11 protein-coding genes are annotated in these 12,794 nt (G+C 67.2%); all 11 read left to right on the top strand.

Translation table 11 applies throughout. The features are described from left to right. The first annotated feature begins 9 nt into the window (after positions 1 to 9). The 11 genes from hrpA (at position 10) to AC0VYP_RS04990 (ending at position 12,794) form a co-directional block, all read left to right on the top strand. Complete coding sequence (hrpA, locus tag AC0VYP_RS04940; RefSeq protein WP_475472726.1) at positions 10 to 3,963, top strand: ATP-dependent RNA helicase HrpA; 3,954 nt, start codon at positions 10 to 12, stop codon at positions 3,961 to 3,963. Between the two features lie 785 nt (positions 3,964 to 4,748). After that, a complete protein-coding gene (locus tag AC0VYP_RS04945; protein ID WP_475472728.1) occupies positions 4,749 to 5,981 on the top strand; it encodes a sensor histidine kinase in 1,233 nt (410 codons plus the stop codon). Between the two features lie 60 nt (positions 5,982 to 6,041). Then, on the top strand, positions 6,042 to 6,467 hold the full coding sequence (locus AC0VYP_RS04950) for a roadblock/LC7 domain-containing protein (RefSeq protein WP_285758942.1): 426 nt from the start codon (positions 6,042 to 6,044) through the stop codon (positions 6,465 to 6,467). Between the two features lie 58 nt (positions 6,468 to 6,525). After that, a complete protein-coding gene (locus AC0VYP_RS04955) occupies positions 6,526 to 6,888 on the top strand; it encodes a DUF742 domain-containing protein (RefSeq protein WP_285758943.1) in 363 nt (120 codons plus the stop codon). Positions 6,889 to 6,901: 13 nt separating this feature from the next. Further along, entirely contained in the window at positions 6,902 to 7,459 is a 558-nt protein-coding gene (locus AC0VYP_RS04960) for a GTP-binding protein (RefSeq protein WP_475474163.1), read from the top strand. 194 nt (positions 7,460 to 7,653) lie between these two features. After that, the gene (locus AC0VYP_RS04965) at positions 7,654 to 8,385 is read left to right on the top strand and encodes a thioesterase II family protein (RefSeq protein WP_475472730.1); all 732 of its coding nucleotides are present in this window, start codon (positions 7,654 to 7,656) and stop codon (positions 8,383 to 8,385) included. A gap of 98 nt (positions 8,386 to 8,483) precedes the next feature. After that, entirely contained in the window at positions 8,484 to 9,533 is a 1,050-nt protein-coding gene (locus AC0VYP_RS04970; protein ID WP_285758945.1) for a lactonase family protein, read from the top strand. A 172-nt stretch (positions 9,534 to 9,705) separates the two neighbouring features. Then, positions 9,706 to 10,290 carry a biotin transporter BioY gene (locus AC0VYP_RS04975; RefSeq protein ID WP_285758946.1) on the top strand — a complete coding sequence of 195 codons (585 nt, stop codon included), beginning with the start codon at positions 9,706 to 9,708 and terminating at the stop codon, positions 10,288 to 10,290. Between the two features lie 28 nt (positions 10,291 to 10,318). Beyond that, positions 10,319 to 11,002: an energy-coupling factor ABC transporter ATP-binding protein gene (locus AC0VYP_RS04980; RefSeq protein ID WP_475472733.1), complete on the top strand. Its 684-nt coding sequence runs from the start codon at positions 10,319 to 10,321 to the stop codon at positions 11,000 to 11,002. Next, positions 10,999 to 11,595 (top strand): CbiQ family ECF transporter T component, encoded by a 597-nt coding sequence (locus tag AC0VYP_RS04985; RefSeq protein ID WP_285758949.1) that lies wholly within the window; start codon positions 10,999 to 11,001, stop codon positions 11,593 to 11,595. The genes AC0VYP_RS04980 and AC0VYP_RS04985 overlap by 4 nt, the downstream gene beginning before the upstream one ends. Positions 11,596 to 11,930: 335 nt before the next feature. Further along, positions 11,931 to 12,794: a serine hydrolase gene (locus AC0VYP_RS04990; RefSeq protein ID WP_475472735.1), complete on the top strand. Its 864-nt coding sequence runs from the start codon at positions 11,931 to 11,933 to the stop codon at positions 12,792 to 12,794.

Raw genomic sequence — 12,794 nt, forward strand, 5'->3', positions numbered from 1 at the left:
GCCAATGGAATGAAAACGCCGCCTGTTGACTCCCCGTTCACCGATCTCCGACGACGACTGCCCGAGCTGATGCCGCGCGACCGGCATCGACTCCGCCGCCGCATCGAGGGGGCCGGAAAGATCCGTGATCCCAAGAAACGCCTGGCGGTCGCCAAGGCGATCACCGCCGATATCGACACCGCACTGGCACGCGTCGAGCGGCGTCGGGCCGCCGCCCCGCGGGTTGACTATCCGCCGGAGCTGCCGGTCAGCCAGAAGAAGGACGACATCCTCGCTGCCGTGCGCGATCACCAGGTCGTGATCGTGGCCGGCGAGACGGGATCGGGCAAGACCACCCAGCTGCCCAAGGTCTGCCTCGAACTGGGCCGCGGAGTCCTCGGCCAGATCGGCCACACCCAGCCACGCCGGCTCGCCGCACGCACCGTCGCCGAGCGGATCGCGCAGGAACTGCGCACCCCGTTGGGTGAAGCGGTGGGCTACAAGGTCAGGTTCACCGACCAGTCCGGCGACGACACCCTGGTCAAACTGATGACCGACGGCATTCTGCTGGCCGAGATCCAGCAGGACCGCATGCTGCGCGCCTACGACACCCTCATCATCGACGAGGCGCACGAGCGCAGCCTCAACATCGACTTCATCCTCGGCTACCTCAAGCAACTACTGCCGCGCCGTCCCGACCTCAAGATCATCATCACCTCGGCCACCATCGACCCCGAGCGGTTCTCCCGACACTTCGACGACGCCCCCATCGTGGAGGTGTCGGGGCGGACCTACCCGGTGGACGTCCGGTACCGGCCGTTGGCCGCCGAAGGCGAGGTCGAGGACGACGAGGACGGCCCGGCCGCCGTCAACGACCGCGACCAGACACAGGGGATCTGCGACGCCGTCAACGAACTCTGCGCGGAGGGCCCCGGAGACATCCTGGTCTTCCTCAGCGGAGAGCGGGAGATCCGTGACACCGCCGACGCCCTGGACAAGCACCTGGGCCGCAGACACCCCGAGAACAGTCCGCACGCGGTCGAGGTCCTGCCTTTGTACGCGCGACTCTCCTCGGCGGAGCAGCACCGTGTCTTCCAGCCCCATACGCGGCGCCGCGTCGTGCTGGCCACCAACGTCGCCGAGACCTCGCTGACGGTCCCCGGCATCAAGTACGTCGTCAACCCCGGTACCGCGCGAATCTCGCGGTACAGCCACCGGACCAAGGTGCAGCGCCTGCCCATCGAGCGGGTCTCGCAGGCATCGGCCAACCAGCGCAAGGGACGCTGTGGACGTGTCTCGGAGGGGGTGTGCGTTCGGCTGTACTCCGAGGACGACTTCCTCTCCCGCCCGGAGTTCACCGAGCCCGAGATCCTGCGTACCAACCTCGCCTCGGTCATCCTGCAGATGTCGTCGCTGGGGCTGGGCGACATCGCCGCCTTCCCGTTCGTGGAGGGCCCCGACCACCGTCAGATCAAGGACGGTGTCTCGCTTCTGCACGAGTTGGGCGCACTGGACACCGACGAGGACGATCCGCGTCGGCGCCTCACCCCGATGGGCCGCACACTCGCCCAGCTTCCGGTTGACCCCCGCCTGGGCCGGATGGTCCTGGAGGCGGAGAAGAACGGTTGCGCCCGCGAGGTCATGGTGATCGCCGCGGCGCTGTCCATCCAGGACCCGCGGGAGCGCCCCGTGGACAAGCAGCAGTTGGCCGCGGAGAAACACGCCCGTTTCGCCGAGAAGGAATCGGACTTCCTCTCCTATCTGAACCTGTGGAACTACCTGCGCGAGCAGCAGAAGGAACGGTCGGGCAACCAGTTCCGCAAGATGTGCAAGGCCGAGTTCCTGAACTACCTGCGGGTTCGCGAGTGGCAGGACATCTACTCGCAGCTCAAGCAGATCGCCCGCGGCCTGGGCGTCAGCATCAACGACACCCTGCCCGACCCTCAGCGGGTCCACGTGTCGCTGCTGTCGGGGTTGCTCTCGCACGTGGGGCTCAAGGACCCGGAGAAACACGAGTACGTGGGGGCGCGTGGCGCGCGGTTCGGGATCTTCCCGGGGTCGGCGCTGTTCAAGAAGCAGCCGCGCTGGGTGATGTCGGCCGAACTGGTGGAGACCTCGCGGCTGTGGGCCCGGGTCAACGCCCGGATCGAGCCGGAATGGGCCGAAGACCTTGCGCCCCACCTGGTCAAACGCAGCTACAGCGAACCACATTGGGAGAAGACCCGTGGGTCGGTCATGGCCTACGAGAAGGTGACGCTCTACGGCGTCCCCATCGTGGCCCAGCGAAAGATCGACTACGGCCGGGTCAACCCGCCCGTCGCCCGGGAGCTGTTCATCCGACACGCCTTGGTCCAGGGTGAGTGGGAGACCCACCACCGCTTCTTCCACGACAACCGCACGTTGCTCGGCGAGGTCGAGGACCTGGAGCACCGTGCCCGCCGCCGCGACATCCTCGTGGACGACGAGACGCTCTTCGACTTCTACGACCAGCGGCTGGCCCCCGAGGTCGTCTCCGCGGCGCATTTCGACAGTTGGTGGAAGCGGACCAGGCGGGAACGCCCCGAACTTCTCGACTTCGAGAAGTCGATGCTGATCAACACCTCGGCGGCCGGGGTCAATGAGGACGACTATCCCGACTTCTGGAATCAGGGGGACCACCGTTTCCCGCTGACCTACCAGTTCGAGCCGGGCAACGAGGCCGACGGCGTCACCGCGCACATCCCGTTGAAGGTGCTCAACCAGGTCGCGGCCGATGGTTTCGACTGGCAGATCCCGGGATTGCGCGAGGAACTGGTGACGGCTCTGCTGCGTTCGCTGCCCAAGCCCATCAGGCGTAGTTTCGTGCCGGTGCCCGACCACGCCCGCTCGGTACTGGGCAAGCTCACGCCCTACACCGAGCCGATCATCGATGCCCTCTCCCGTGAGCTGAGCGCGATGGGCGGCACCCGGGTATCGGCCGAGGACTGGCAACTGGACCGGGTGCCCGACCACTTGCGCATCACCTTCCGCGCGGTCAACGGCAGGGGCCGCAAGCTCGCCGAGGCAAAAGACCTGGAAGCGCTGCGGCGTAGGCTGCAGCCAAAATTGCAGAAGGCGATCTCGGCGGAGGCCGCGGGCATCGAACGCAGCGGCCTCACCTCGTGGGACTTCGGGACGCTGCAGCGCACCTTCGAACGCCGCACGGCCGGACACGTCGTCAAGGGCTATCCGGCGCTGGTGGACGAGGGACAGAGCGCGGGGGTCCGGATCTTCGACAACGAGGCCGCCCAGGCGCATGCCATGGTCGCCGGGACGAGGCGCATGCTTCTTCTCAACGTCCCCTCCCCGGCCGCGTTCGTGCAGCGTCATCTCGGCAACCAGAGCAAGCTCACACTCAGCCGCAACCCTGCCGGTTCGGTCCAGGCTCTGCTCGACGACTGTGTCTCGGCCGGAGTGGACTCCCTGGTCGCCGAGGCGGGAGGCCCGGTCTGGGACGCCGATGCGTACGCCAGGTTGCACGAACACGTACGCACGGGCCTGGTGGAGCGCACGATGGCCATCGTCGCGGTGGTCGAGAAGATTCTGGCTGCTGCGCAGACCCTGGAACGGGGACTCAAGGGCACCACGAGTCTTGCGGTGCTGCCGTCGTTGGCCGACATCCAGGCCCAGTTGGCCCGACTGGTTCGACCGGGGTTCGTCACGACCACCGGTTACCCGAGGCTGGCGGACCTGGTGCGCTACCTCAGGGCAGCCGACCGCCGGCTCGCCAAACTGCCGGAGAACCCGCGGCGCGACCAGGTCGGTATGGCCAAGGTCGAGCAGATGCGCCAGGCGTATCAGCGACTGGTGGACGGGCTCGCACCGGGAGTACCTCCCGGTCCTGCCCACGAGGACATTCGTTGGATGCTGGAGGAGTTGCGGGTCAGCTATTTCGCCCAAGAGGTGGGGACGGCCTACACGGTGTCGGAGAAGCGCATTCTCAAGGCCATCGAGCAGGTCCGGTAGATCTTTGGGCCGTGCGGGGGCGAGGTGCCGCGCGGCCTCGGCCGGACCTCGAACACCGGATGCCGTAGGCGTCACCAGGCTCCCACCGTTCGTGACATCGCAGGTGAAGGAGCGGTTGTCCGTTGTACCGGAAAATTCGCCGGTCGGACCGCGGTAGGGATTTTCCGAAGCGCCGACGTGATTGCGTGTCGGGTTGCGAAGGGGCGCCGAACCGCTTCGGAAGAATGCACCAAAAGACGGATGATGTTTTTTCGGAAAGATGAAGAGTGATTCGGCCTCACGATCCGCGTCGGTCGAATGGTAGAAAAAAGCCGTCCGGGGATTCGGGGGCCAAGGATCGGCGGGAGTGACGATCGTCACTCTTCATGAAAACCTAGAGTCCCTGCGGAGTGGGGCTTGCGTGGGCGACCCGCTCGGCGGCGGTGCGGAGGTTGCGCTTCGAGAGATGCGGGGCAAAGATGGCAAAAAGGAAGTTTAGGGGCTTTTGGTCGTTGTCTGCCCGGTACTTCGGAAAGCGTGCACTTCCCTGACCGGCTAAGGGTTTTTGTGCTAGTGTGACCGCCGATTCGGTTGTATATCGGCGGTTAAAGTCGGCGTTTTACCGACTGAGTGGTGGCGATCACCGTATGATCGTTAGTCCATTCCCGGTTCGGCGAACGTTCTCTACGTGGCCGGTGCACACCATCCCGGCTGATCGGGTGGGTCGTACCTGCGTGGAGACGGTGCCGTACCGCCGATTCACCGTCGTTGGTCAGCCCCCCTGTTAACTAACGAGGAGATGTGCTGTGGCACAGGCGCCATCACCGGCTCAGCGCACCGATCATCCACTGTCGCACCTGATGAAGGCCGAGTCTGGCGCCTCCAACGGTTTTCGAGGCAAGGCGCTGCGTCTTCTGCGCAGACTCGGTGCTCGCTCAGGTGGACCCTCGGCCGCCCCTCAGCCGCGGGAGCCGGAGCTGAAGGAAACACCGGCTTCGATCGGTATCGCCGAGCCCGTCGCACCGGAGCCTGCTGAGCCCGCCCTGGCGGCGCCCGGCGTTCCCAGTCGCGACCTGATCAGTGAGGCCCTCGCCAGCCTTGCGATGCGCGACCTCACCCTGGTCAACTCGTTGCTGGCAGTCGTCGAGAAACTCGAGGACACCACCGAGGACCCCGAACTGCTCGAACAGCTGTTCAAGATCGACAACCTCGCCACCCGTATGCGGCGAAACGGCGAGAACCTGTTGGTCCTCGCCGGGCAGGACACCGGTGACCCGAGCCTGGAGCCGGTTCCGCTGCTGGACGTCTCCCGTGCCGCGATCTCCGAGATCAGCGACTACGACCGGGTTCGCCTGGGGCGGCTGCCCGAGATCTTCATCTCGGGCCGCATCGCCGACGACCTCAGCCACCTGCTCGCAGAGCTGATGGACAATGCCACGGCGAAGTCCCCCGACCACGCGCAGGTCGTCATCAGTGCCCAGGCCATGGCCGGCGAGCGCCTGCTGCTCACGGTCGAGGACGAGGGGATCGGAATTCCCGAGGCCAACCTGGAGGTTCTCAACAAGCGTCTCAGCGGCAGCCCGGTCCTCGACGAGCAGACCATCCGACACATGGGCCTCTACGTGGTCAGCCGCATCGCGCACCGCTACGGGCTCGAAGTCCAGTTGCAGGCGCGGGCGTTCCGCGGAATGAGTGCCCACGTCGTCGTTCCCGCGGAACTGCTCAGTGAGACCGGTCCCGTACCCGTCGCCGAGCCCGAGGAGCAGGCCCCAGTGGTGGTTCCCGACCCGATCCGGCCCGCCCAGCCGCCGCGGATGAGCCAGCGCGCCAACCCCGATGACGCGTCCGCCACGACCTCGGCCGGCCTCCCGCGCCGTGGGTCCAACCGGCCCACCGGGCCGGTCCCGGTTCTGCCGACACCGGGCTCCGCAGATGACACCGCGCGGGAGCCCGAGGACGCGGAGAGCCGAGCCGAACGCATTCGCGCCGACCTCGAGGGCTTCCTCGAGGGCGAGCGCGCCGCAACCAAAGACGAGTAGCGGGAGCCGGTAAAACCGGGCCCTGCGACCTCCCTCGCCACAACCAGAAGCTGGACGGACATGGACAACCGCTTGAGTGAGAGCGCTGAGAACTTCACCTGGCTCATCTCCAACTTCGTCTCTGAGGTGCCAGGCGTCGAGCACGCGGTCGTCGTTTCCTCCGACGGGCTGCTCCTCACCGCCTCCCGAGACTTTCCCGAGGAACACGCCGAACAGCTCGCCGCTATTGCCAGCGGCCTGCAGAGCCTTGCCGACGGAACGGCTCGGATGTTCGGGAAAGGAGACTCGGAGCAGCTCATCCTGCGCATGAGACACGGCTATCTGTTCGTCATGTCCATCAGTGACGGTTCCTCGCTGGCCGTCCTGACCTCGGCAGAGGCCGACATGAAGATCGTCGCTTACCAGATGACGCTGCTCGTGGAGAGCGCCGGCCACGTCCTGACCCCGCAGTTGCGTACACAGCTGCGTGAGGTCGTCGTCCGTTGACCGCGCTTTTCAACGGTCTCCCCATCCCGGAGCGAATCATGAAGAGGTTGCACACCCTATGAGGAGCCATCGCAGGAGGCGGGGCACGCGGATCCGCCCCTACACCTTCACCGGCGGGCGAACCCGTTCGCGTCATCCGCTGATGGTGCAGACCCTTGTCTCCACCGCCGATCCCGCAAACGAGCCGCCGGCCAACCTGATGCCGGAGTCGCAGCGCATCTATGTGCTGTGCGCGGAAGCCCGCTCCGTTGCCGAAGTCGCCGCGGAGCTCAAGATTCCCTTGGGGGTGACCCAGGTGCTCCTGAGCGACCTGGCCGACCAGGGACTCGTTTACATTCACCCGACCATCACCGGGCACAGCCCGTCTGAGAACCAAGTTCTGGAAAGGGCGCTCCGTGGCCTCGAACGTCTCTTCCAATAGCGCTTCGTCGATGATGTCAACCAAGATCGTCATCGCGGGCGGCTTCGGCGCGGGCAAGACCACCCTGGTCGGCTCGGTGTCGGAGATCCCACCGGTCACCACCGAGGCGGTGATGACCGAGGCCAGCGTCAAGCACGACGACACGTCCAGTACGCCGGAGAAGGTCACCACCACCGTCGCCATGGACTTCGGTCGGCTCACGCTCGACCGCGAGCTGATCATGTACATGTTCGGCACGCCGGGCCAGGCGCGGTTCTGGTTCATGTGGGACGACCTGGTACGCGGTGCCGTCGGCGCGGTCGTCGTCGTGGACACCCGAAGACTGGCCGACTGCTTCGACGCGGTCAACTACTTCGAACGCAACCAGAACATCCCCTACGTCATCGCCTTGAACAAGTTCGACGGTGAGATCGGCTACACCATCGAGGAGATCCGCGAGGCCGTCGAGGTCGGGCCCGAGGTCCCCATCCTGGAGTTCGACGCCCGGGACCGCGCCTCCAGCGGCAACGTCCTCAAGACCCTGCTCTCCTACACGCTGTCGCGTCCGGCCCAGCCCGAACCCGTCGGCTGAGCCGTCCCGACCGGTATCCCCGGCCCCGAGGTCCGTTCCACGGCCTCGGGGCCGTTGCTCGTCCGGGAGGCGGGCCGCGCGTGTCGTCCGACGGCACGGAAGCAGGTGCCCGTGGGGGAGGGACTGGTGGCGGCGGTCGCGGTTCAGAGAAGATGTCCTGGCACGGAACCCGTTCTCACCCCCGAGGTTGACGAATGCCCCAGGCGTACACCATGAGCACCCAGCCCGGTCTCTACCGTTTCACCGGAGCCTCTGCCGGCGCGAACGCGAATCTCGTCTGCTTCTGCCATGCGGGAGGCGCACCCAACACCTACCAGTCCTGGGCGGCTCCCCTCGCCGGTCGTTTCCAGGTGTGGGCGGCCAGACTGAATCCGCGCGACTTCGCCGAACTGGGCTCTACCGGCTGGGACCGCTACGCCGAGCTCCAGGCCCAGGCGCTGCTCGCCGTCAACGGGCCGATCACGCTGTACGGGCACAGCATGGGTTCGATCGCGGCTTATGAGACCGCCCGCGCGTTGCGTCGGCTCGGCAGGGACATCGACCGGCTCGTGGTCAGTGGGAGGAACGCCCCGGATGCAGAGCACGACCACGACTTCCCCGATGACCCCATCGCCATGGTGCGGGCCGTGCACGACCGGTACGGCGGTATCCCGGAGCAGTTGTTCGACGAGCCCGAACTGATGAAGCTGTTCGGTACCGCGATGGTCGCCGACTTCCAAACGATCCGGGCCTACACCCATGTCCCGGGAGCTCCTCTTGCCGTGCCGCTCACCGTCGTCGCCGGCGAGTCCGACCCCGCGGTCACCGAGGAGGGACTACAGGCATGGTCGGCTCACACCAACGCGGAGTTTCGCCTGGAACGGGTTCAGGGCGGCCATTTCCTCACCGATATCGAACGGCCCGCGCTACTGGCCCTGCTGGACTGATCCTTCGCTGAAGGGGCGCCCGTTCCGGGGCGCCCGGGGCGACATACAGTGTCGCTGACGCCCCGGGACACCGGGGGACAGCGACGTGAAAGGCCCCCATGACCCAGCGGCTGCTTCTGTGGATCGGTTCCTACACCTCGGGCTCGGCCGCTGCGGCCACCGGTGTGCAGCGAGTATGGCTGGATCCTGCCGACGGACGGTTGAGCGGAGCCGGAACGGCCGCACCGGCAGTGGATCCCTCGTTCCTGGCGACCGACGGCGCTGGATGCGTCTTTGCCGTCAACGAAACGATGGAGGGAGGAGTCACCGGCTTCGTGCGGACAGGGGAGGCCGCCCTGGCCGAGTCGGGTGCGACGCACACCGGAGGCTCCTCGCCGTGCCATCTGCTCGTCCATCCGGCCGGGCGCCATGTGATCACCGCCAACTACGGTGACGGCAGTCTGAGCGTCCACCCGATCACCGCCGACGGTGTGCCCGGCACGTCCATCCAGCGTGTCGAGCACACCGGCAGTGGCCCCGACCGGCAGCGGCAGGAGGGGTCGCATGCGCACAGCGTCTGCCTCGCGCCGGGCGGCACCCACCTGCTCGTGGCCGACCTCGGCACCGACGAACTTCGCTGCCACCCCTTCGACCCCCGGTCGGACCAACCGTTGGGGGCCGGCCACCTAGCCGCACAGCTGGAGCCTGGGACCGGCCCCCGGCATCTGGCCGTGCACCGGTCGGGACACATCTACGTCGCCGGGGAGTTGGACGCGCGTGTCCACATCCTGCGCTGGGACCCCGACACGGCAACGGCGCAGCCCCTCGCCGCCCTGCCGGCAACCGAGGATGCCCCGGACGTCAACTACCCGGCCGAGATCGCGCTCTCCGCGGACGGATCGCGCCTCTACTTGAGCAACCGGGGCCCCGACTCCATCACGACCTTCGCCGTCACCGAGGACGGCGCCATGTTGACCAGGCTCGCACAAACCCCCACCGGTGGTACGTGGCCGAGGCACTTCGCCCAGGTCGGCGACTACATTGTGGTGGCCAACCAGAACTCCGCCACGGTCACCGTCCTTCCGGTCGATCCGGCGAACGGGATTCCCGGTCCGGTCCGGCACAGTCTGGAGTTGCCCTCGCCCGTGTGCGTCCTGCCCGCGGTGTAGTGCCGCGTCGGCGGTGCGCGCTCGGGGCCGTGCGCACCGCCTTTTGGCTGGTTCCCACAACTCCCGGTGGGGGAAAGCTGTCGTCTCGAACCCGGTCGCCCAACGCCGGCGTCCAGCAGAATTGGCGCGGACACTTCACCGCAAAATGGGCACTCACACAAGGACTGGATCCATGACCGACTCCCCCCGGCCGCGCTATCGTGGGCTCACCACCCGCGACCTCGCGCTGATCGCCCTGTTTGCTGCGCTGCTGGCGGCGCTGAGCATCGTTCCCGGAATCCCGGTCGGGCCCGCCCCGGTCACGCTCCAGACCCTCGGTGTCGTTCTCGCCCCCAGCATCTTGGGCGCCAAACGCGGGACGTTGGCGATCCTCACGTTCTTGGTGCTCGCCATCGCGGGACTGCCGATCCTCTCCGGCGGGCAGAGCGGACTGGCGGGTCTCGCCGGCAGCACCGGCGGTTTTCTGATCAGCTGGATCTTTGTCGCGCTGTTCATCGGCCTGCTCACCGACCGGATGCTTCCGCGCTACCGGTTGGTACCGGGACTGGCCGTCAATATCGCCGGGGGACTGGTGGTGTGCTATCTGATCGGCGTTCCGTGGATGGCAGTCGTGGCCGAGACGGGTGTTCTGGGCGCTTTGAAGATCATGCTCGTCTTCGTCCCCGGAGACATCGCCAAGATCGTCGTCGCGACCATGATCGCCTCCGGCGTGCACCGCGCCTACCCCGTCCCTCCGGCCGGCAACCGGGTCCCGTGACCACCGGCGATTCCATCGAGGTCCCCGTATGATCCAGCTTGAGAACGTGACCCACGCCTATGACGGCCGCGTGGTCCTGAACGATGTCTCGGCCACGCTCGCCGAACGCAGGATCGGTCTCATCGGTGCCAACGGATCGGGCAAGTCCACCCTGGCGCGCACCCTGAACGGCCTGGTCGTCCCCGACTCGGGGCGGGTGCTGGTCAACGGGGCGGACACCCGTGAGGATGTCCGGACGATTCGGCGCAGGGTCGGCTTCGTCTTCTCCAACGCCGACACCCAGATCATCATGCCCACGGTTGCCGAGGACGTCGCGATCGGCCTGCGCGGCAACGGACTGAACAGGGAAGAGACGGCCGACCTGGTCGATGCGATCCTGCGGCGCCATGGGCTGGCCGCGCACCGCGACCATCCCGCACACCTGCTCTCCGGCGGGCAGAAGCAGATGCTGGCGTTGGCGTCCGTGTTGGTCACCGAGCCGGAGGTGCTGGTCTGCGACGAACCGACCACTCTGCTGGACCTGCGCAACGTCGGAATCGTCACCGAAACGCTGCGGGCCCTGGAGCAGCAGGTCATCCTCCTCACCCACCACCTGGACACCCTTGTCGGCTTCGACCGGGTGCTGGTCATGGACGACGGACGGATCGTGTTCGACGGGGAGCCCAAGGCTGCCATCAGCCACTACGTGGATCTGATCGGGGCGCGACCGTGAGCATGATCGGTCTCTACGTCCCGGGGACCTCCCTCCCGTACCGGATGGGCGCCGGTACCAAGCTGCTCCTGCTGGTCGTGGTGGTCACCACGCTGCTGGCCCTGCGCGACCCGTGGGTCTCCCTCGGGACCGCTCTCGTCGTCCCGCTGCTCTACCTGGCCTTCGGCCTCTGGTCCCACTTGCGACACGCATTTCGCCCGGTCCTGCTCTTCCTGGTCCTGGTGGCGCTGTTTCACCTTCTGTTCACCGGATGGGAGGTGGCCGTCCGGGTCTGCGCCCAACTGGCAGCCGCGGTGCTGTTGGCGGGGCTGGTCACCCGCACGACCCCGGTCACCGAAATGCTCGACCTCTTCGCCCGCCTGGCCCGGCCGCTGCGGTTCGTCGGGGTGCGGCCCGACCGGGTGGCCCTGGTGCTGGCGCTGACCATCCGGTGCATCCCCATGGTGGCGACCGCGTGGACCACCTCCCGCGAGGCGTATCTGGCCCGGGGCCTGCGGGGCGGGCCCCACCGGATGGTGGTCCCGGTGATCGTCAACCTGATCCGCTCCGCCGAGGCACTGGGGGAGGCGATGAGCGCACGCGGGATGGACTAGTCCTTGTTCGGGCAGGTATGCGGACGGCGAGCGATCGTGGGCCTCTTCCGTCCGGGGAACACGCTCCGCCCGACGGGGCCACCGTGTTGACGGCCCGCTGCGGCTTAATATGAGATGTGACCGAATGGGGTTTTCGGCGGCTGCTCCTGAACATGTCCCGGTCATGGGCTGCCCGTGCTCCCCACCGCCGTCGCCGCTCGTCCTCTCCCGGTCACCACGGCGGCGAAAGGCGCCGGATCCGTGCGGCAGGTGTCCGCACACCGCGAGAGCACCATCGCGCAGGAGGCCCGAGAAGGGCGTTCGTCGCGGCACTGCTGTCCACGTTTCTCCTGACGGTGACCGCGCTCACCGCTCCTGTCCCGGGGGCCGGCCCGTACCCGGGAGGTCCCGATCGCTACCTCGATCAAGACCCCCGGTTTCTCGATCCCCGCCCGACCGAAGAGCCGCGTCCGCCGACCCTGCCGCTGGAGGAGGCCGAACGGCTCACCCGGGTAATCGACGCCTACCTCGCCGACCAGGAAGGGCGGTTGGCCATCTCGGTGCACGATCTCGCTTCGGGGGCGACCTATTCCTACGGCCCCCAGACGACGTTTCACACCGCCAGCCTGGCCAAGCTCAACATTCTCGTCCTGCTCCTGCTCCACGCCCAGGACGAGGGCCGTGTGCTCGCCGCCGACGAGCGTTCCCTGGCGGCCGACATGATCCGCTACAGCGACAACGATGCCGCCGATGCCCTCTACGCGCGCATCGGTTTCGAAGAAGGCCTCACCGAAGGAAACGATCGCCTTGGCCTGCACGCAACGGAGCCCGGGGCCCGCGGTGTCTGGGGCGCGACCCGGACCACCACTGCGGACCAGCTTCGGTTGCTGCGCGTTGTCTTCACCGGCCGCGGACCACTGTCGCGGAGCAACCGGTCCTACGTCCGTGAACTCATGGGTTCGGTCGCCCCCGAGCAGGCGTGGGGGGTCTCCGCCGCGGCGGGGCCGGTGGACGCCGTCGCACTCAAGAACGGCTGGATGCCGCGTGACGCCGACGGAGGCCGGTGGACGGTCAACAGCTCGGGACACGTTCTCGGCGCCGACCACGAATACTTGATCACTGTGCTCTCCGACCACCATCTCGACTCCTGGACCGGGATCCAGTGCGTCGAGCACGTGGTCGCCGAAGTGGTGGCCGCCATCGAGGACGGCCCTGTCTAG

It is taken from the genome of Nocardiopsis sp. iso_186 (genome assembly GCF_056173365.1).

Coding starts and splice junctions, on each gene's coding strand:
- hrpA (WP_475472726.1), top strand. CDS start 10: ATGAAAACGCCGCCTGTTGACTCCCCGTTCACCGATCTCCGACGACGA.
- AC0VYP_RS04950 (WP_285758942.1), top strand. CDS start 6,042: ATGGACAACCGCTTGAGTGAGAGCGCTGAGAACTTCACCTGGCTCATC.
- AC0VYP_RS04955 (WP_285758943.1), top strand. CDS start 6,526: ATGAGGAGCCATCGCAGGAGGCGGGGCACGCGGATCCGCCCCTACACC.
- AC0VYP_RS04960 (WP_475474163.1), top strand. CDS start 6,902: ATGTCAACCAAGATCGTCATCGCGGGCGGCTTCGGCGCGGGCAAGACC.
- AC0VYP_RS04965 (WP_475472730.1), top strand. CDS start 7,654: ATGCCCCAGGCGTACACCATGAGCACCCAGCCCGGTCTCTACCGTTTC.
- AC0VYP_RS04970 (WP_285758945.1), top strand. CDS start 8,484: ATGACCCAGCGGCTGCTTCTGTGGATCGGTTCCTACACCTCGGGCTCG.
- AC0VYP_RS04975 (WP_285758946.1), top strand. CDS start 9,706: ATGACCGACTCCCCCCGGCCGCGCTATCGTGGGCTCACCACCCGCGAC.
- AC0VYP_RS04980 (WP_475472733.1), top strand. CDS start 10,319: ATGATCCAGCTTGAGAACGTGACCCACGCCTATGACGGCCGCGTGGTC.